Origin of the sequence: Streptomyces sp. NPDC059788 (assembly GCF_042732265.1) — a bacterium.
Taxonomy (GTDB): domain Bacteria; phylum Actinomycetota; class Actinomycetes; order Streptomycetales; family Streptomycetaceae; genus Streptomyces.
In genome coordinates this window covers 125,196-143,520 of record NZ_JBHWHY010000023.1, presented here as the reverse complement: position 1 = coordinate 143,520, position 18,325 = coordinate 125,196, and the positions used below count along the sequence as shown (strand labels likewise).

Sequence of the window (18,325 nt, the reverse complement as noted above, 5' to 3'; positions counted from 1 at the left end):
CCTTCTCGGGCTCCTAGAAGAACCCCATCTTCTTCGGCGAGTAGCTCACCAACAAATTCTTCGTCTGCTGATAATGATCCAGCATCATCCTGTGCGTCTCGCGGCCGATGCCGGACTGCTTGTAGCCGCCGAAGGCGGCGTGGGCCGGGTAGGCGTGGAAGCAGTTGGTCCAGACGCGGCCGGCCTGGATGGTGCGGCCGGCTCGGTAGGCGGTGTTGGTGTCGCGGGTCCAGACGCCGGCGCCGAGGCCGTACAGGGTGTCGTTGGCGAGGGTCATCGCGTGGTCGAAGTCGGTGAAGGGGGCGACGGCGACGACCGGACCGAAGATTTCTTCCTGGAAGACGCGCATGTCGTTGGTGCCTTCGAGGATGGTGGGGCGGACGTAGTAGCCGCCTTCCAGTTCGCCGCCGAGTTCGGCGCGGGTGCCGCCGGTGCGGACGCGGGCGCCTTCCTTCTGGCCGATGTCGAGGTAGGAGAGGATCTTTTCGAGCTGGTCGTTGGATGCCTGGGCGCCGATCATGGTGTCGGTGTCCAGCGGGTGGCCCTGCACGATGCGCTCGGTGCGGGCGACGCCGTCGGCCAGGAAGTCCTGGTAGTGCCCCTGTTGGATGAGGGCGCGGGACGGGCAGGTGCAGACTTCGCCCTGGTTGAGGGCGAACATGGTGAAGCCTTCGAGGGCCTTGTCGTAGAAGTCGTCGTCGGCGGCGGAGACGTCGTCGAAGAAGAGGTTGGGGCTCTTGCCGCCCAGTTCGAGGGTGACTGGCTTCAGGTTCTCGGAGGCGTACTGCATGATCAGGCGGCCGGTGGTGGTCTCGCCGGTGAAGGAGATCTTCGCGACGCGCGGGCTGGAGGCGAGGGGTTTGCCGGCCTCCGCGCCGAAGCCGTTGACGAGGTTGACGACGCCGGGCGGCAGCAGGTCGGCGACCAGGCTCATCCAGTAGTGGATGGAGGCGGGGGTCTGTTCGGCGGGTTTGAGGACGGCGGTGTTGCCCGCGGCGAGGGCCGGGGCCAGTTTCCAGGCGGCCATCAGGAGCGGGAAGTTCCAGGGGATGATCTGCGCGACGACGCCGAGCGGCTCGTGGAAGTGGTACGCGACGGTGTCGTCGTCGAGCTGGGAGAGGGTGCCCTCCTGGGCGCGGATGGCGCCGGCGAAGTAGCGGAAGTGGTCGATGGCGAGGGGGAGGTCGGCGGCCAGCGACTCGCGGACGGGCTTGCCGTTCTCCCACGTTTCGGCGACCGCGAGGGACTGGAGGTTGTCCTCCATGCGGTCGGCGATCCGATTGAGGATCCGGGCGCGTTCGGCCGGGGCGGTGCGGCCCCAGGCGGGTGCGGCGGCGTGGGCGGCGTCGAGGGCGCGTTCCACGTCCTCGGCCGTGCCGCGGGCGATCTCGGTGAACGGCTGTCCGGTGATCGGGGTGGGGTTTTCGAAGTACTGACCCTTGGCGGGCGGTACGTACTCGCCGCCGATCCAGTGGTCGTAGCGGCTCCGGTAGGACATCACGGCGTCGGCGGAACCAGGGTTCGCGTAGCGGGCCATGGGGGCTCCCAATCGCTCTCGGATCGCGCCTCCGCTCCCGCGGCGGGGCGCCGTGCGCAGGCTAGGGGCGGGGACGTTGCGGGGAGGTTGCGGGTGTGGTGGGAAAGGGGGAGGAGAGCACGGGCGGTGTGGAGGGGGGTGGGCTAGGGAGTGGCGGGTGAGGAAGTTGTGGGTGAGGGAGTTGAGGGTGGGGGGATGGGGAGGGAGTAGGTCGTGCGGAGGTGGGCTGCTCTGGCCGTTGTTCCGGTGTCTTCGGGAAGTGTGGTGGCTTCCAGGGCCTCCCAGATCTGCAAGTCGTCCTCGCCCCAGGGGGTGTCGGCCCACAGGCGCAGGGTTTCCGGTTCGCGGCGGGTGAGGACGGCCCGGCGCAGCCGGTCTTCCAGGAGGGAGCGGAGGCGGCGGACGCCGGGGGCCTCCGAGAGGGGGAGGAGAGGGCCGCGGTAGGCGCGTAGCGCTGCTGCCAGGTCATCGGCGGCCAGGTCCGCTTCCACTTCGGCCAGGTCCGTCCGCACGGTTGTGGTCAGGCGGTACGGGCGCGAGTCGAGCAGCGGGCCCACCACCTGGCGCAGGCGGGACATCTCCGCGCGGAGGGTCACCGGGCGGACGTCGCGCTCTCCGTAGAGGAGGGTGGCCAGCCGGTCGCCCGTGAGGCCTTCCGGATGCCGGGCGAGCAGCAGCACGATTTCACTGTGCCGGCGGCCGAGACGCAGGGCGCGGCCGTCCACGACCAGTAGTGCTTCGTCCCGGGCGAGGACGGTCAAGTGAGCGGTGGGTGCCGTCCGTTCCGGGTGCGAGGCCAGGTGGGCTTCGGCGGCCCGGGCGGTGGCCTGCACCAGGGCCAGGATGTGCGGGCCGGCCAGGTGGTCGCCGCCGGTGATGTCCACGGCGCCCAGCAGCCGGCCGGTCCGCAGGTCGTGCAGGGGTGCCGCCGCGCAGGTCCACTGCTGTACGCGCCGGTTGTAGTGCTCGGTCGCGAAGATCTGTACGGCGTGGTCGGCGGCGAGCGCGGTGCCGGGGGCGTTGGTGCCGGCGTGCCGTTCGTCCCAGCGGGCGCCGGCGACGAAGTTCATGCGTTCCGCGTGCCGCCGTACGCCGGGGTGGCCTTCGACCCACAGCATCCGGCCCTGCGGATCGCAGACGGCGAGCAGGTGGGCGCCGTCGTGGGCGAAGGCGCCCAGCAGGTCCCGGAAGACCGGCATGGCGCGGGCCAGCGGGTGTCCGTCGCGGTAGGCGCGAAGCTCGGGCTCGTCCAGGTCGATCGGCGCCGGCCCGTCGAGCGTGGCGTGTGCGGACGCCGACCGGCGCCAGGAGTCGGCCACCACCCGGCGGACGGGCTGGGCCACCGGGCCGCCCGCCAGGAACTGCTCGTGGGCGCGCCGTAGCGTTCGGGTGCGTTCCACGGGGTCGGCTCCCGACTCCATCGCCAGCCAAGGGTTGACCACGCGTCACCTCTCCGTTGCGGCTGCTGCCCCCGTCCCGTAGCGATGGTGCTCGTACGGGGCGGAGCAGTAAAGCCCGGGGCGAGCTGGGGGCAGGCGCGGCGGGTGCCCGTACGGTCAGGGACGCGCCGTCACCCGCTTCTCCGGCAGCAGGTCCGCCGTGGCGCGCCAATGTCCGCTCGGGAGGCCGACCAGTCCGTACAGCCGGCGGACGGGGGAGCGGCGTGGCAGCAGGAGCGCCCCCGCCACGACGGCGAAGGCGGCGAGTCCGGCGGGGAAGCCGAGGAAGCGGACCAGCATGCTCGCCAGGAGGGCGCCGAGCAGCGGCAGCCCGTACAGGCCGGCCCCGGCGATGGCCACGGCGAGCAGGCGCGGGACCTTCCGGTCCTGGGCGCCGCCCGGCAGGAGCCAGCCTTCGGCCAGCCAGCCGATCTCGGTCAGCAGCAGGGTGCCGAGGACGGCGGCGCCGAGGACCAGGAGGGTCAGGAAGGTGCCGGAGGTCAGGAAGCGCAGCACGTTGTTGATCACACTGTCGTCGGGCCAGGCGTGCAGGGCGGCGGCGTCGGTGGTCAGGAAGCGGCGGTAGCCCTGGCCGTCCCAGCCGTGTACGAGGGTGCCGAAGAGCAGGAAGTGTCCGCCGACGCAGTTCAGGTACGCCCAGTAGCCGGCGCCGACCAGGCACAGGGCCTGGGCGAGCAGGAAGCCGAGGAGGGTGGCGGTCACGACGCCGCCCGCGTACAGGAGGGCGAAGCCCGCCCAGACACCGCGGTGGTTGTCCGCGATGTGCATCGTCGACCAGGACGGGTTCTGCCACATCAGGAACAGCCCGGTCGGCACCAGCAGCACCGCGGCGTACAGGAGGGTCAGGCACAGATACGGGTTCGCGGCGCGGCTGATCAGGCGCGGGGCGAGCAGCCGGGGCAGCCCGGCACGGTCGGTGGCGCGGCGTTCGAGGAACTGCAGCTGCCGGGCGGCGGAGAGCGCGAACGTCGAGCCGATGGCGTACGCCCAGAACAGCGCGGCCGGCAGGCCGATCATGCCGTCCTCGCTCCCGCCCCGGCGTCGAGCGTCAGCCCGTCCGCGACGATCAGATCGGAGGTGACCAGGGCCTGTTCGGCGTCCACGTCGGTCATGAAGACGAAGGGCGGTACGACGGGCGGCACCGGCAGCGTGTCGGGGGTGAAGGTCAGGCAGACGAGCCCTTCCAGGCAGCCGCTGAACTTGGTGAGGTAGAGCGTCACGTTGCCGCTGAGGTCCAAGTTACGTGCGCCGAGGCGTAGTTGCGGGCCACCGGCGTCACGGGTGGTGAGCCGGTAGTCCGTGAGCGAGGCGGCCTTCATCCGCAGGACCATCGCCTTGACCGGGCCGTTGACCGTCGGCACCTCGGTGACCCCGGCCAGCAGGAAGCCCTTCGGCGCGAACATCGTGGTGGTCACCGTCGGCGGGGTGGGCGGCGCCGGGATGTCCGCTGCGTGCGCGCGTTCGCCGGGGGTGCCGATGACGGCGATCAGGACGACCGGCAGGGTGACGGCGAGTGCCTTGGTCCGGCCGCCGTTGCCCCCGCCGGGCCGGCCTTCGCCCTCCCGCGGGCCGGCTTCGCCGGTCGTGGCAGGGTCCCCGTCCTCGTCGTCCTCCTCCCGCAACGGCGTCCACCCGAAGCCCATGGCGCTCCCCGCGATGCCCAGCCCCATCCCCACCAGGAACCCGCCGAGGTTGGTCGCCGCGAAGGACAGGACGGACAGGATCAGCGCGTGCAGGCTCACGTAGTGGTGGGCGGCCGGGCGCAGCCACAGGAACAGCCCGGCCACGATCAGCGCCAGTCCGATGCCGATCGCGGCCAGCCCGCCCAGTCCGAGACTGATCAGTACGGTCAGCGGCGACAGCGGTACGAGCAGCAGTTCCGCGCCGCCCAGGATCAGCAGCAGTCCGGCCCAGAACGGCCGGGTCCGCCGCCAGCCGCGGAACGCCGCCCGCCGCTCGGGCCAGGGCAGTCCGGCGGCCGGGCGCCGGGTGCTCAGAAGCACTTCTTGCCGTCCAGGCTCACGTCCAGCCGCAGTCCTTTGAGGCGGAAGTTGCCGCCGGTGGCGGACCAGGCGTGTGACCTGACCCCGGCGACCTCGATGTCCCCGGCCTGGAGCCCGAACTTGCCCTTCTCGCCCTGGACGCCGGGCACCTGGTCGAGGGTGGAGGCGTCCCGGCCGATCTGGGCCGTACCGAACCGCGCGTCGCCGACCAGGTCCTCGCCGTCGATGACGAGGTTGTCGGCGGTGACCTGCCCGGCGGCGCCGCCCGCGGTCAGCTTGAACACCACGGTGCCCAGCGGCGTCTTGACCTCCGCCGCCTGGCAGATGTCGCTCAGCACCGCCTTGCCCAGGCCGAGCAGCGCGACGGGGTGCCCCTTGCCGCTCGCGTCACGGTCGGTGTGCACGTACGAGGCCAGCCCGCGGCTGGTCAGTTTTCCCGATGTGACCTGGAAGTTGGTGCCCGAGACGGCGAACGACGCGGCGAGCGCGCCCTCGGCCATCACCGAGGCCATCGCGCCGACCGCGAGCACCGCGGGAATCGCCGTGACCGCGGTCTTCTTCCAGGACGTACGTCCCTGCGGCAACGGCCGCCTGCTCTTGCTCACTGCTTCCTCCCCGGGGCAGCGATGGGCCGGCTGCCGGCGCAGCCGTGGATACGTGCGAGCGCGCGAGGGAAGTGCCTGTGTGGAGCCGTCACGGGACGAAGCCGCAGGTGGCGTACCTCTGCCATACTGCGGAAAACCCGTGGCAGTTGGAGACTAGGGCTCGAATTGAATAATAGTCAACAGCGCGGACCCGGTGCCCCACGGGCCGCCCGTACCACCGAACGCTCGCAGGCGCGCCGTGCCGAACTGATCGCCATCGGAAGGAGACTGTTCGCCGACACCTCCTACGACGCCCTGTCCATGGACGACATCGCCCGCCAGGCCGGTGTCGCGAAGGGCCTGATCTACTACTACTTCAAGAACAAGCGCGGCTACTACCTCGCGATCATCGAGGACGCCGTCGCCGAACTGGTCCGGCGCGCCGCGAGCACCCACGACCTGCCGCCCGTGGAACGGGTCCAGCACACGATCGACGGCTATCTGCGCTACGCCGAGCACCACCAGGCGGCCTACCGCGCCATCGTCACCGGCGGCGTCGGATTCGACGCGCAGGTGCTCGCCATCCGGGCGGAGGTCCGCGAGCGGCTGCTCGGCACCATCGCGCATGCCGCGTGGGGCCGTGCGGAGATACCCGCGCTGGCCCGTACGGCACTGGTCGGCTGGCTCTCCAGCGTGGAGGGCGTCACCCTCGAATGGATCGCGAAGCGGGAACTGGACCGGGAGACGGTCGGCTCGCTGCTCGTACGAGGACTGGGCAACACCCTGCGCCTGATCGAGGAGTTCGAGCCTGCCTGCCCGGCGCCGAGCCGGCCGCCCATCCCGTGACGGGCCGGAGGCGGGCACCGGGCGGATACGCCGGAGGCGGAAGACCGTGTGGCGGGCGGCCGCGGTATCGCGCCCCGGCACACCGCCCGGCGGTGCCGCAGAGGGTTCCGTGGCATCCGGCCGCGGAGCCCGCGCGAAAATCCGTTGGCGGGCCACGGCGGCCCCTGCTACTTTCCGTGTGGCCGTGCGAAAGAACGAGGAGGTGGTATCCGTGAACGCAGTATCGACACGGGTGCTCCCCTCCGGGGTCACGGTCGGGCGACAGGGCGTCCGGGAGCGCCGCTGAAGAGCACTCCCGAAAGGCACGACCATGCGATTCACTTCCGAAGCACGCCTCGACGACGGCGTCCTCGAACGCGAATTCATCCTCGGCGAGACCCCCGGCACCCTGTGGACGCCCGCATCCGCCGCACCGGCCGCATCCGCCGCACCGGCCCCGCTGATCCTGATGGCCCACAACAACGGCCTGCCCAAGGGGGAGGCCCGGCTGGTGGCCCGGGCCCGGCGATCCGCGGCACACGGCTACGCGGTGGCGACCATCGACGCCCCCGGGTGCGGTGACCGGCCCCGTTCCGCCGCCGACGAGCAGGCTCGCGCCGACCTGCGCCGGGCGATGCGGGCCGGCGAGCCGGTCGACGAGATCTTCGAATCCTTCATCGGCCCGCTGGTCGAATCGGCGGTACCGGAATGGCGGACCACCCTGGACGCCCTCCTTTCACTGCCCGGAATCGGCGGACCGGTCGGGTACTCGGGGTGGACCGCCGTCGGCATTCGGCTGGCGGTGGCCGAACCACGCATCGCTGCCGCCGGTCTCTTCGCCGGGGGGTATGTGCCTCGCGCCCAGCGCGAGGAGGCCCGGCAGGTCACCATTCCGCTGCTGTTCCTGTTGCAGTGGGACGACGAGGGGAATCCCCGGCAGCGGGCCCTGGATCTGTACGACGCATTCGGCTCCAAGGAGAAGACGCTGCACGCCAACATGGGCGGGCACACCGGCACCCCGTGGTTCGAGGTGGAGGACGGGAACCGGTTCTTCGCCCGGCATCTGAAGTGAGGCCGGGCCCAGGCGGGCGGGGTCAGATGGGCAGGGCGCAGCCGAGCGAGGACGTGGTGAAGGGGGGCCCGGAGGGAGCGAGGGCGCCGGTGTCCCGGTTCACGGTGAAGACGCCGACCGTCCTGCCGTACTGGTTGGCCGCGAACAGCAGCGTGCCCGACGGCGCGAGGCCGATGTGCCGGGGCCAGGAGCCGCCGCTGGGCACCGTGTCCACCAGGCGCAGGCCGGAACCGTCGTCGGTGACGGCGAACCGGGCGATGCTCTCGTGCCCCCGGTTGGAGAGGTAGAGGAACCGGCCGTCAGCCGAAATCGCCACCTCCGAGGGGTAGTTGCGGACGGCCGCCCCCGAGCCGCCGGGGACGGTGGGCCGGCTCTCGCCGCGGGTGAGCGCGCCGGTCGCCGGATCGTGTCCGTAGACGGTGACGGTGCTGTTCAGTTCGTTGGCGACGTAGGCGTAGGGGGCCGTCGGGTGGAAGACCATGTGGCGGGGGCCGGCGCCCGGCACCGAGCGGGTCTCGGAAACCGGCCGCAGCGCGCCGCTCGCGGGGTCGAGCCGGTATGTGTACACCTTGTCGGTGCCCAGGTCGACGGCGAAGACGTGGCGGCCCCGGGGGTCGGTGATGATCTGGTGCGCGTGCGGACCCTCCTGGCGCCCGGGGTCCGGTCCGGAGCCGGTGTGCTGGACGAGTGCGGTACGGGCGCCCACGCTGCCGTCGGCGTTGACCCGGTGCGCCGCGACGCTGCCCGCGCCGTAGTTGGCGCTGAGCAGATGGCGGCCGGTGGGGTGTACCGACAGATGGGTGACGTTGGCGCCGCCCGTGGACTGCGCCGGACCCAGGGGGGTGAGCGCGCCGCCGGCGCCGATGGCGAAGGCCCGCACCGCACCCTGCCGTCCGCCGTTGTCGAGGGAGTAGAGCACCTTGCCGTCGGGGGAGACCGCGAGGAAGGACGGGTCGGTCACCGCCGGGAAGCCGCCCCGCCGGGTCAGCGCGCCGGTCGTGGTGTCGTACGTGCAGGAGACGATGCCGTTGCCGTACGTACCCAGGAACACCGGGCGCAGGTCCGCGCGCTCCGGCCGTCGGGGCGGGGGCACGGCGCGCGCGGCGGAAGCCGGGAGGCCGGACGCGGGGATGCCGGACGCGGCGCCGAGCACGCCGGCGCCCAGCACCCCGATGAGCGAGCGGCGGGCGAGGCCGGAGGCAGCGGCGGTCCGGCCGGTGTGCTCCACGGGCTGTCGTGGCTGTGGGGGCATGACGGGCACCTTTCCACACCGAGGGGTTGGCGTGTGCTCGTCAACAGCATGGCGACCCGACGGCCTCCAGGTCCAGACCAATGCCGCCATCGGTGGTGACCCGGCCCTCGCGCGGGCCGGAGCTGCGGTCACTTCGAGCCGTTTCGTGACGGGCGGGGCAACCGTCCTCGCGGCGGCCTTCGGCGAGTCGCCGGACCAGCACGTGGCTTCAGCTGTCCCGGCCCTGCCACGTGGTGACGCAGGCTTCGTTCCCCTCCAGGTCGGCAAGCACCCAGAAAGCGGGGGCATCGGTTGCGGACACAAGCCGGCCCCCGGCCGCCAGCGCGGCTTCGATCCGTCGGGCGGCCTCGTCGTGCGGAACGCTGATGTCGAGGTGGAGGCGATTGCGCTGCGGGCGCGCGCGGTCCATCTGCTGGAACCAGATGGCCGGTCCCTGCCCGACCGGGTCGACGAGCGGCTCCTCCGGTCCTTCGGTGCCCGCCTCGTCGGTATAGCCCAGCACCGCCTTCCAGAACGGGCGAATCCCGGCGATGTCCAGGGCATCGATCGCGATCTCCAGAATCTGGACGGTCCGTGGTGCTCCCGCACCGATCCCGGGCTCCGGCAGAAACCCGGACTTGTCGGCGGCGGCGGAGATCCGGCGCGCGAGTTCGATATCCCGGGCGGTAACCGTTGCGCGGTCCGACGACTGCAAAGTGAAGACGGCCCGATCGGCGCGGACGTCGATCCGGAGATGGCGATCGGCATCGTCGCCACACACGGCGGCGGCGTCCGCTGCCAAGCTGACCGCTTGGGCCAATGTCCCCACCGTGACCGACGTTTGCAAGGCACCCAGCACATAGCGCCACCCGTGATCCTGGACCGCCTCCGACGCTTCCTGCCGACTCACTGTCTGTTCCATGACCGCATCCTTGCATCCCCGCTGTTCCGCCTCCTCGGCAGGAACCTCGGCGGGCAGTGGTTCGCCCAGTTCGCCCGCCACGGCGTCCGACATCGCGCGCAGTACGGCGAGCGTGCGGGCCGCCTCGGTCTCGTCGACGGTGGTGATGGCGAAGCCGACGTGGACGACGACGTAGTCGCCGACGGCGGCCTCCGGCGTGTACGCCAGGCACGCTTCGCGGCGGATTCCGCCGAAGTCCACGCGGGCCATGTGCAGTCCGGTGCTCTCGTACGTCTCCAGGACGCGTCCCGGGATGCCCAGGCACATGGGTGTCAGCCCCCTTTCAGTCGGGCGGCGGCGATCGCTGCCTGGCCGTAGCTGATGCCGCCGTCCCCGACGGGCACGGCACTGCCGACCAGCACCCGCATCCCCTGGGCGCGCAGCAGCCGGGACACGTCCGTCAGCAGGCGGCGGTTGACGAAGCAGCCGCCCGCCAGACAGACGGTGCGCGGGGCGCCGCCGACGCCAGCCCGTTCGACGAGGGCGGCCGTGACCTCGGCGATCGTCGTGTGGAAGGCGGCGGCCAGCAGCGGTACGGGTGTGCCGCCTCCGAGCTGGTCGAGCAACGCGACCAGGGTCGGCGCCGGGTCGTAGACCCACAGGCCGTCGGCGCGGACCAGGCGCCAGGGCAGGGCGGCCCGCCGGGCGCTGCCGGCGGCGTTCTCCAGGGCCGCGGCGGCCTGCCCCTCGTAGGAGACGTCGTCGGCGAGGCCGAGCAGCGCCGCGGCGGCATCGAAGAGACGGCCGGCGCTGGAGGCGCGGGGGCAGTTGAGGCGTCGCAGGACCATGGTGCGCACCGTCGCGACCGTGTGCGGGTCCATCCGGCCGGTGAAGGGGCGGGCCAGTTCGGGGGACGGTGGCGGCACACCGAGCGGTTCGAGGCCGTGCAGGTAGCCGAGGGCCATCCGCGCCGGGTGCCGGACCGCGGCCTCGCCGCCGGGCAGCGGCGCGGTGGCGAACCGGCCGACGCGTCGGTAGCCGGTGTAGTCGGCGACCAGGACCTCGCCGCCCCACAGCGTGCCGTCGTCCCCGAAGCCCAGGCCGTCGTAGGCGATCCCCAGAAACGGCCCGCGCAGCCGGTGTTCGGCGGCGCAGGCCGCGATGTGGGCATGGTGGTGCTGGACCGCGATGCGTCGCTCGGGAGGGAAGAGTTCCGTTGCCCACCGGGTGGACAGGTAGCCGGGGTGCAGGTCGTGTGCCACGGCGCCGGGTGTCACGCCGGTGAGCGCCACGAGATCCGCGTAGCAGCGCCCGAAGGCGTCCAGCGTGCGGGCGTCGGACAGGTCTCCGGTGTGCGGGCCCAGCACGGCACGGCTGCCATCGGCCACCGTCACGGTGTGCTTGGTCTGTGCGCCGGCCGCCACGACCGGTGTGCGGGCCGCCACCGGCAGCGGCAGCGGTGCGGGCGCGTACCCGCGGGCCCGCCGGATGGTCAGGACGCGTCCCCGTACGGCCTGCGTCACGGAATCGTCATAACGGGCGGCGATCGGGCGGTCGTGGCCGAGGAAGCCGTCGGCGATCCCGGCGAGACGTTCGCGTGCGTCGTCGTCCGTGGTCGCGATCGGCTCGTCGGACAGATTGCCGCTGGTGACCACCAGCGGCCTGCCCAGGTCGCGCAGGAGGAGGTGGTGGAGGCCGGTTGTGGGCAGGAAGAGGCCGACGCGTCCGGTGCCGGGATGGACGGCCGCGGCGGCCGTCCCGCCGGACGGCCCGTCCGCGACCAGCACCACGGGCCGGGCAGGTGAGCCGAGCAGTCGGCTTTCGGTACGGGTCGGCCGGGCGACGCGGCGCGCCGTGGCCAGGTCGGTGACCATCACGGCGAACGGCTTGTGCGGCCGGTGCTTGCGCCGGCGCAGGAGCAGGACGGCCCGGGCCTGTTCGGCGTCGCACATGAGCTGGTAGCCGCCCAGCCCTTTGACGGCGACGATGCCGCCGCTCGCGATCAGTTCCTCGGCGGCCTGGAGGGCCGCCGGCCCGGTCGCGTTCCGCCCGTTCGCGTGCCAGGACAGCCGGGGCCCGCAGGCGGGGCAGGCGAGCGGTTCGGCGCGGAAGCGCCGGTCGGACGGGTCGCGGTATTCGGCCGCGCACGCCGGGCACAGCGGAAAGGAACGCATCGTCGTGCGGGGCCGGTCGTACGGAAGCCCGGTGATCACGGTGGCGCGCGGGCCGCAGTCGGTGCAGTTGATGAACGGGTAGCGGTAGCGGCGGTCGTGGGGGTCGAACAGCTCGGCCAGGCAGGCGTCACAGGTCGCCGCGTCCGGTGGGACCTCGCGCGGCGCGGGCCGTGTACCGGCGTCAGCGCTGGCACGTACGGTGAATCCGCTGCCGGCCACCGGGTGTTCGGGGACGTCGGCAGAGGTGTGGATCCGGCGTACGACGGACAGGGGCGGTGCCTGGGCCCGCAGGGCGGCAGCGAAGCGGTGCAGCGACCGCGGGGTCCCGGCGACGTCGATGACGACATGGCCGTCGACGTTGCGTACCCAGCCGTCCAGATCAAGACCGGAGGCCAGACGCTGGACGAACGGGCGGAAGCCGACGCCCTGGACCGTTCCGTACACCTCGAAGTGCCGCACCTCCCGGTCGCCGCCCATGGCACTCACCCGTCCGCCGGGCGGGAACCACCGCCGACGCGACGGCTCGCGTTCCGTGCGCGATCGTCCTTGTGCGCGGTGATTTCCGCCTCGACGGTCTCGGCGAGACGGTCGACGGCCGCGGCGACGGCATGCGTCAATCCGGTGCCCAGGGTCGTGTCCGCGCCTTCGACGGCGAGGACGATCAGTCTGCCCGGCAGGCGGCCGAGTACGTCGGACAGCTCGATGGCTTCCCCCAGGCCCAGGCCGTGCGAACTGGTGGCCGCCCGGTGGGCGTAGGGGCCTTCGTGGTCGAAGCGGTGGACGCGGCCGGGGTGGCCCGGGTGGGCGTGGGCGGCGTCGATCACGATGGCCAGCTCGGCGCCCTCCCACAGGGACATCAGCCGTCCGGTCTCCCCGTCACAGTCGACGAGCGTGACCGACGGCGGCAGCGGGCGGTCCAGGGCCCGTTCGCGCAGGCGCCGTACGACGGCCGGCCCGATGCCGTCGTCGTGGCGGAACGCGTTGCCGACGCCGATCACTGCGATACGGGGTGGCGCCTGTGGCATGGGACTCTCCTGTCCGGAAGGCGGCCGGTCGACGGGCCCGGACCAGGGTTCGACAGCCGCCGGAACTCCGGGATACCGGGCCCTTCTCCGTCAGAGTGCGACCTCGACCTGCCCCCTGGCTTGGGGCCGAACGGCCCTCGACATACCCAGAACCACCGCTGCGCGGCGGCAGCGGGCGTGGACGGATCCGGCAGCAGCTGGTGCGCGATGTCCGAGGGCATCCAGCGACCGTTGTGTATGGCGCTGCCCAGCCCTCGTGCGCCGTCTCAGCAGATGCGGGGCAGTTGTTCGCCCACCGGCATGTCGATGACGCGCCGGGCCCCGACGCGGGTGCGCAGGTCCACGCGTCCGGGGTGTGCGGCGGTGGTCCGGCCGATGCGAATGCCCTGCCGGCGGCAACGGGCCGGACGGCCGCCGACCTGCTGCGGCCCAATGCCGGAGGGCCGAGGAACGGGCGCCCCCGCCGGACCGACGGGGCGTTGTCCCGTAGGGCGTCCGCCGTAGGAAACTTCACCGCGCCCGGCCCCGAGACCGTCCTCAGGAATCTGGCCAGATGGCTGACCCGTCGGGATGCTCGGAGCAACCCGGGTTGTTCGGTGTCGGAAACCACAAAGGGGGCTACGGCTATGAAGGCGATTGTTCAGGATGCGTACGGCTCGGAGGATCTTCTGGACCTTCGTGACATCGATCGCCCCGTACCGCGCGCCGACGAGGTGCTCGTCGAGGTACGTGCCGCCGGTGTGGGGCCCGAAGTGTGGCACCTGATGGCAGGCAAGCCGTACGTGGTCCGGGTCGCCCTCGGACTTCGCAGGCCCAGGAACCCCGTCCGAGGCTGGGACGGGGCGGGGCGCGTCGAGGCGGTCGGGGCGAAGGTGACCGACTTCAAACGGGGGGACGAGGTGTTCGGCAACTGCGAGGGCTCCTTTGCCGAGTACGCGCGTGCCAAGGCCGACAGGATTGTGCTCAAGCCCGCCAACCTCACGTTCGAGCAGGCCGCCGCCCTGCCCGTCTCCGGCATGACGGCCCTCCAGGCCCTCAGCGGCAAGTCCCGTCCCCAGCCCGGTCAGCGGGTTCTCGTCATCGGCGCGTCCGGCGGCGTGGGTACGTACGCCGTCCAGCTCGCCACGCTGTACGGCGCCGAGGTCACCGGCGTCTGCGGACCCGCCGGCGCGGACCACGTCCGGTCCCTGGGCGCCACCCACGTCATCGACTACACGCGCGAGGACATCACCGACAGCCCGCACCGCTATGACGTCATCGTCGACAACGCGGGACTACGGCCGCTGCCGGTACTCCGCCGGGCCCTCACACCACGCGGCACCCTCGTCATCGTCGGCGGCGAGGGCGGCAGCGGCTTCCTCGGCGGTATGAGCCGTGGCCTCCGGGCCGTCCTGCTCTCTCCCCTCATCGCCCAGAACCTGCGCAATCTCGTCTCCCACGCCCGCCGCGAGGACCTCCTGACCCTGCAGGGCCTCACAGAGAAGGGCCAGATCGCCCCGGTCATCGACCGCACCTACCGCCTCGCCGAGGCGCCCGCGGCCATCCACCACCTCAGGCAGGGCCACCCCCGGGGGAAGCTCGTCGTCACCACCTGACGGCTGCCCACCCTCAGTCTGAGCCGAGGTCGGGATGTGCTCGTGCCCGCGTCCAGGTCCGGTGCCGGGAGGCCGCCGGGAAGAGGCAGCGGGCTCGGGCCCGCCACAGGGCCCGGCGATGCCAGGCCCCGTGCGTTCTCCGGGGTTCGGGCCCGTAGAGGCAGGACGGCGCGGCTTCCACGCAGGCTTTCATTGCCGTCCCGAAGCCGACCGCCTTCGCCTCAGGAGCGCGGGCATCGGCCCCGGCTCACTACGGCTTCCAGCAGAGGTACTTGGTCTCGTAGGTCTTGCCACCGGACTTCATATAGCCGCGGATACACCAACCGCGGTCCATGGTGAGGTACCGCTTCTTCTGGACGACTTTTCCGTCCTTCGCCGTAAGCCACTTCGAGTCCCAGACGATCCCGTGGTCCTGACCGCTCGCGGACTTGGCCCGATAGCCGAGTTTGACCTTGACGGGCTTGCCGTGGTGCTTGACGTATTCGGTCGTGTAGTACCCGCCGTAGTGGTTACCGGGCGGCTGGTTGACGCAGAGCTGGCCGTTGGCCATGTCGCCGCAGCCCCGCGGGGTGGCGGAGGCGGCAGGAGCGGTGATCAGGCTAGAGGCTGCGAAGGCGGCAGTGGCCAGCAGGATGGTCTTCTTACGCACATTTCCCCTGGGTCGATCAGAAAAGTACATCCGCCGTCTGCTCATGTCGGCGGTCCGTACATGCTTTCTGACGGGCCGACGGTGACGCAACCCCTCGGCGCCCCAACGGACCGACGAGCCGTTGCGGCGCCGTGCGGCGGGGCCGGGAGCTACCTGGTATAGCGGAGGTATACCCGCCAGGCGCTCGCCTTGAAGTGGTACCGGTCGCCGGGCGCCATGGAGAAGCCGGTCCACCGGCCCCGCCCGCACACCCTCGCGGACACGTCGGTGTCGCGCAGCTGGCCGTTCTTGTACCAGCGAATCATGACCTGGACGCACCATCCGTCATTGGCGTTGTCCTTGACCCAGCCCCTGGCTCCGTATCCGTTGAGCTGGTTGAAGTGATAGACCGCGCTCGGCCGTTTGGCGCTTTCCGCGTTCCCGGTGGCCGGTGCGGCAGCGGCAGTTCCGGCTCCCGCGATCACCAGGGCGCTTGCCAACGCCATTCCCGGGACGACCTTTTTCCACGCATTCATGAGCTGGACTCCTTCGTGCGCCGTATGCCCCAGACGGGTCACAGCATCGCTCCTCCCAAGGGCTTGGGAGTGTGATCGACTGTAGACGTCAAAGTGCCTTGCCTGTAGGGCAGTTGACCGGCGCGCGGGATTGCCTGGGGGCGCACGGTCGGCGTACGGAGGGGAGGAATACGGGCCAGGCTGGGACTCCGTTCCTGGGTGGGGGCGGAATTCATCGGAGCCGGCTGTTCAGCCCCGCGGCGCGCGACACCGCGGATGCTCCGCGCTGCGATGGGCGGCGGGGACGTGCAGCCCTGTGTCGGCGAGCCGTCCTGGAGACGGTGGACCGATGCTTCCTGGCCGGAGTCTTGAGCATGGATGTCTCCATGAACCAGTGCAGAAGGTCCAGACCGCCCACGTCTTGGGCCAGAAGATAGTACTGGACGAGTCCACGGTGTTTCCGGATCACGTCCCGTGGCACGTATAGGCCGATGCAGCCATTGACTGCTCGACGCCCGCGAGTGATTTTCGTGTCGGCAAGCTGGGCTCGGAGTTCGTATCCGAGGAAGCGCGCCGCCTGGCTGACGGCGTGCGTGATCAGAGTCTTGGAATCAGAGAGTTCCAGCCTGAGATCCTCACGCAGGAACTCCTTCATCCGTTCCTTGATCTCCAGGGATTCTCGCTTCGGCCCGGCAAAACCGAGCAGTCAGTCGTCGGCATACCGGATATACCGCAGCCGTCGGTAGTCCGAATCGTCGGGATCCGCGCTGGGGACGCGTCGCAGTTGCTGCCGAAGCGCGCGCACTGCCGTCCAGTCCCCGCGATCGCTTGCCCGTCTGATCCTCGACTCGACGCGCCAGTATTCCCGGCGTCACCCGCTAGGTTCGAAAGACCGCTCCTGACCAGCGGGAATGATGAAGTCCCACTGGAGTACCAGAGGCGTCCGCCGCAGCCTGTGCGACCGGCGGCGTGCTGTCTGCGGGAAGAGGTCAGCATTCCGGTCCCGGGGCCGAGGGGCCGTGCCTTCGCCCGGGGCCGATCAGTTGGGTGCTTGCCAATTCGGCGTACAGGGAGTCACGTGCCAGCAGTTCGGTGTGGGTTCCCAGCGCCCGTACCCGCCCGGCTTCCATGACCAGGATGCGGTCGGCGGTGGTCACGGTGGACAGGCGGTGCGCGACGACCAGGACGGTGGTGCGGCGCGCGATGTCCGTGACAGTGTCGCGCAGGGCCGCCTCGTTGGACGCGTCGAGTTGAGAGGTGGCCTCGTCCAGCAGGAGCAGCCGGGGTCGGCGGAGCAGGGCCCGGGCGATCGCCACCCGTTGCCGTTCACCGCCGGAGAGCCGGCTGCCGCGGTGGCCGACTTGGGTGTCCAGACCGTGCGGCAGGCGGTCCGTCACGGTGGCGAGCCGGGCCAGGCGCAGCACCCGGGCGACCTGTTCGTCGGTGACGTCGGCTGCGCCCAGCGTCAGGTTGTCGCGCAGGGTGCCGGCGAGTACGGGCATGTCCTGTTCGACGTAGCCGATGGCGGCGCGGAGTTCACCGAGGGGCCACTGGCGCACGTCCCTGCCGTCCAGCAGCACGCGGCCGGCGTCCGGCTCGTAGAAACGCTCGATGAGGGCGAGAACGGTGGTCTTGCCCGCGCCGGACGGCCCGACGAGCGCAGTCATGCCTCCGGCGGGGACGGCGAAGGAGACGTGCTGGTGGGCCGGCGGGAGACCTGGCCGGTACGTGAAGCGCACGTGCTCGAAGGCCACGGCGGCGGGGCGTGCGCGCCGGGCATGCGGGGCCGGGGACCGCCGCATAGCCGCGGCCGCCTCGTCGCCGCGTCGTTCCGCACCCTCCGGCTGCGCGGACCCTGCTTCCGCAGGCCCTGCTTCCTCGGCCTCCAGCGTCTCGGCTTCCCGGATGCGCACCGCGGCGGCCGCCCCGATCTGCAGCTGGCCCACCCCTTCGACCAGTTGGCCGATCCGGGGGGTGAGGGCGAAGAGGTAGAGGAGGAAAGCGACGAGCGTGGAGACGCCGATGGCGCCGGAGGCGACGCGCGCGCCGCCCACTCCGAGGACGACCAGGAAACAGACCTGGAGGACGACGGCCGACAAGGTGGCGGAGACCGCCTCCCACGCGGCGGCGCGCACGCCCGTGCGGCGGGCGTACTCGGCCGCACGGTGCAGCGCGGCGGTCTCCCGATGTTCGGCACCCGCCGCCTTTACGGTGCGCAGGGCACCCAGGGTCCGTTCGAGCCCGGCCCCCAGCCGGCCGACGGCTTCCTGCGTGTGCCGGGTGGCCCGGCCGATGCGCGGGGACACCACGAGGACGACGAGGCCGACGAACGCGATCACGATGAGGGTGACGCCGAGCAAGACGGCGTCCAGCACCCCCATCAGCACGACGGTCGCCGCGGTGATCAGAGTGCCGGTGACCGCGGCCGACACGGCCTGGGGGGTGGCGCGCCGCAGCAACGCGGTGTCGGAGGTGACACGGGCGATCAGGTCTCCCGGCTCGGTGTTTTCGAGTACCGGCACGCGCAGGCGCGGAAGAAGGTGGGTCAGTCGGCGGCGGGCGGTGCAGACGATGGACTCGGCGGAGCAGTCGAGCACGTAGTGGCCGAGGCCCGCGAGAAGTCCGCCGACCGTGACCAGCGTGCTGAGGATCACCACGGGGCCGGCCGCCGGCCGCCCTTGGCCGATGGTGTCCATCACCTGTTTGGCCGCCATCGGCTGGGCCAGCCCCAGGAGGCTGCCCAGCAGACCGAGCCCGACACCGGCGAGCATGCGC

General features: G+C 71.6%; 15 protein-coding genes and 2 pseudogenes. 3 read left to right on the top strand and 14 right to left on the bottom strand.

Features of this window, described 5'->3' with window-relative positions:
• Positions 1-13 precede the first annotated feature (13 nt).
• From ACFV57_RS21475 to ACFV57_RS21455, 5 genes are all read right to left on the bottom strand, one after another.
• Entirely contained in the window at positions 14-1,537 is a 1,524-nt protein-coding gene (locus tag ACFV57_RS21475; protein WP_385234460.1) for an aldehyde dehydrogenase family protein, read from the bottom strand.
• 143 nt (positions 1,538-1,680) lie between these two features.
• Entirely contained in the window at positions 1,681-2,979 is a 1,299-nt protein-coding gene (locus tag ACFV57_RS21470) for a GAF domain-containing protein (protein WP_385234457.1), read from the bottom strand.
• Positions 2,980-3,093: 114 nt separating this feature from the next.
• Positions 3,094-4,014, bottom strand: a complete 921-nt coding sequence (locus ACFV57_RS21465) for a hypothetical protein (RefSeq protein WP_385234454.1) — start codon at positions 4,012-4,014, stop codon at positions 3,094-3,096.
• Complete coding sequence (locus ACFV57_RS21460) at positions 4,011-5,000, bottom strand: DUF6114 domain-containing protein (RefSeq protein ID WP_385234451.1); 990 nt, start codon at positions 4,998-5,000, stop codon at positions 4,011-4,013. Before ACFV57_RS21460 ends, ACFV57_RS21465 begins: the two co-directional genes overlap by 4 nt.
• Positions 4,991-5,605, bottom strand: coding sequence for a DUF6230 family protein (locus ACFV57_RS21455; RefSeq protein ID WP_385234448.1), 615 nt, complete (start codon positions 5,603-5,605; stop codon positions 4,991-4,993). The genes ACFV57_RS21460 and ACFV57_RS21455 overlap by 10 nt, the downstream gene beginning before the upstream one ends.
• 165 nt (positions 5,606-5,770) lie before the next feature.
• Here ACFV57_RS21455 and ACFV57_RS21450 point away from each other — a divergent pair, with 165 nt between their 5' ends.
• Both ACFV57_RS21450 and ACFV57_RS21445 read left to right on the top strand, forming a co-directional pair.
• A complete protein-coding gene (locus ACFV57_RS21450; RefSeq protein ID WP_385234445.1) occupies positions 5,771-6,430 on the top strand; it encodes a TetR/AcrR family transcriptional regulator in 660 nt (219 codons plus the stop codon).
• A gap of 310 nt (positions 6,431-6,740) precedes the next feature.
• Positions 6,741-7,481 carry a dienelactone hydrolase family protein gene (locus tag ACFV57_RS21445; protein ID WP_385234442.1) on the top strand — a complete coding sequence of 247 codons (741 nt, stop codon included), beginning with the start codon at positions 6,741-6,743 and terminating at the stop codon, positions 7,479-7,481.
• A gap of 22 nt (positions 7,482-7,503) precedes the next feature.
• Here the strand turns inward: ACFV57_RS21445 and ACFV57_RS21440 are convergent, their stop codons facing one another.
• The 5 genes and pseudogenes from ACFV57_RS21440 to ACFV57_RS21420 all read right to left on the bottom strand — a co-directional run.
• The gene (locus ACFV57_RS21440; protein ID WP_385234439.1) at positions 7,504-8,733 is read right to left on the bottom strand and encodes a lactonase family protein; all 1,230 of its coding nucleotides are present in this window, start codon (positions 8,731-8,733) and stop codon (positions 7,504-7,506) included.
• Between the two features lie 208 nt (positions 8,734-8,941).
• Positions 8,942-9,940, bottom strand: coding sequence for a HypC/HybG/HupF family hydrogenase formation chaperone (gene hypC, locus ACFV57_RS21435; RefSeq protein ID WP_385234436.1), 999 nt, complete (start codon positions 9,938-9,940; stop codon positions 8,942-8,944).
• A gap of 5 nt (positions 9,941-9,945) precedes the next feature.
• A complete protein-coding gene (gene hypF / locus ACFV57_RS21430) occupies positions 9,946-12,264 on the bottom strand; it encodes a carbamoyltransferase HypF (protein ID WP_385234433.1) in 2,319 nt (772 codons plus the stop codon).
• A 5-nt stretch (positions 12,265-12,269) separates the two neighbouring features.
• Positions 12,270-12,812 carry a hydrogenase maturation protease gene (locus ACFV57_RS21425; protein ID WP_385234431.1) on the bottom strand — a complete coding sequence of 181 codons (543 nt, stop codon included), beginning with the start codon at positions 12,810-12,812 and terminating at the stop codon, positions 12,270-12,272.
• Positions 12,813-13,078: 266 nt separating this feature from the next.
• Positions 13,079-13,189, bottom strand: a pseudogene (locus ACFV57_RS21420) (hydrogenase expression/formation protein HypE); the annotation flags it as partial.
• Between the two features lie 249 nt (positions 13,190-13,438).
• On the opposite strand from ACFV57_RS21420, the gene ACFV57_RS21415 reads away from it, so the two are divergent.
• A complete protein-coding gene (locus ACFV57_RS21415) occupies positions 13,439-14,407 on the top strand; it encodes an NAD(P)-dependent alcohol dehydrogenase (protein WP_385234429.1) in 969 nt (322 codons plus the stop codon).
• A 250-nt stretch (positions 14,408-14,657) separates the two neighbouring features.
• On the opposite strand, the gene ACFV57_RS21410 is transcribed toward ACFV57_RS21415, so the two are convergent.
• The 4 genes and pseudogenes from ACFV57_RS21410 to ACFV57_RS21395 all read right to left on the bottom strand — a co-directional run bounded on the left by ACFV57_RS21410 (position 14,658) and on the right by ACFV57_RS21395 (position 18,321).
• Positions 14,658-15,056 carry a hypothetical protein gene (locus ACFV57_RS21410; RefSeq protein ID WP_385234426.1) on the bottom strand — a complete coding sequence of 133 codons (399 nt, stop codon included), beginning with the start codon at positions 15,054-15,056 and terminating at the stop codon, positions 14,658-14,660.
• 149 nt (positions 15,057-15,205) lie between these two features.
• Complete coding sequence (locus ACFV57_RS21405) at positions 15,206-15,571, bottom strand: hypothetical protein (protein WP_385234423.1); 366 nt, start codon at positions 15,569-15,571, stop codon at positions 15,206-15,208.
• Positions 15,572-15,869: 298 nt separating this feature from the next.
• Positions 15,870-16,415: pseudogene (locus ACFV57_RS21400) on the bottom strand (reverse transcriptase domain-containing protein); the annotation flags it as partial.
• Positions 16,416-16,539: 124 nt separating this feature from the next.
• On the bottom strand, positions 16,540-18,321 hold the full coding sequence (locus ACFV57_RS21395; RefSeq protein WP_385234419.1) for an ABC transporter ATP-binding protein: 1,782 nt from the start codon (positions 18,319-18,321) through the stop codon (positions 16,540-16,542).
• Between the last annotated feature and the right edge of the window lie 4 nt (positions 18,322-18,325).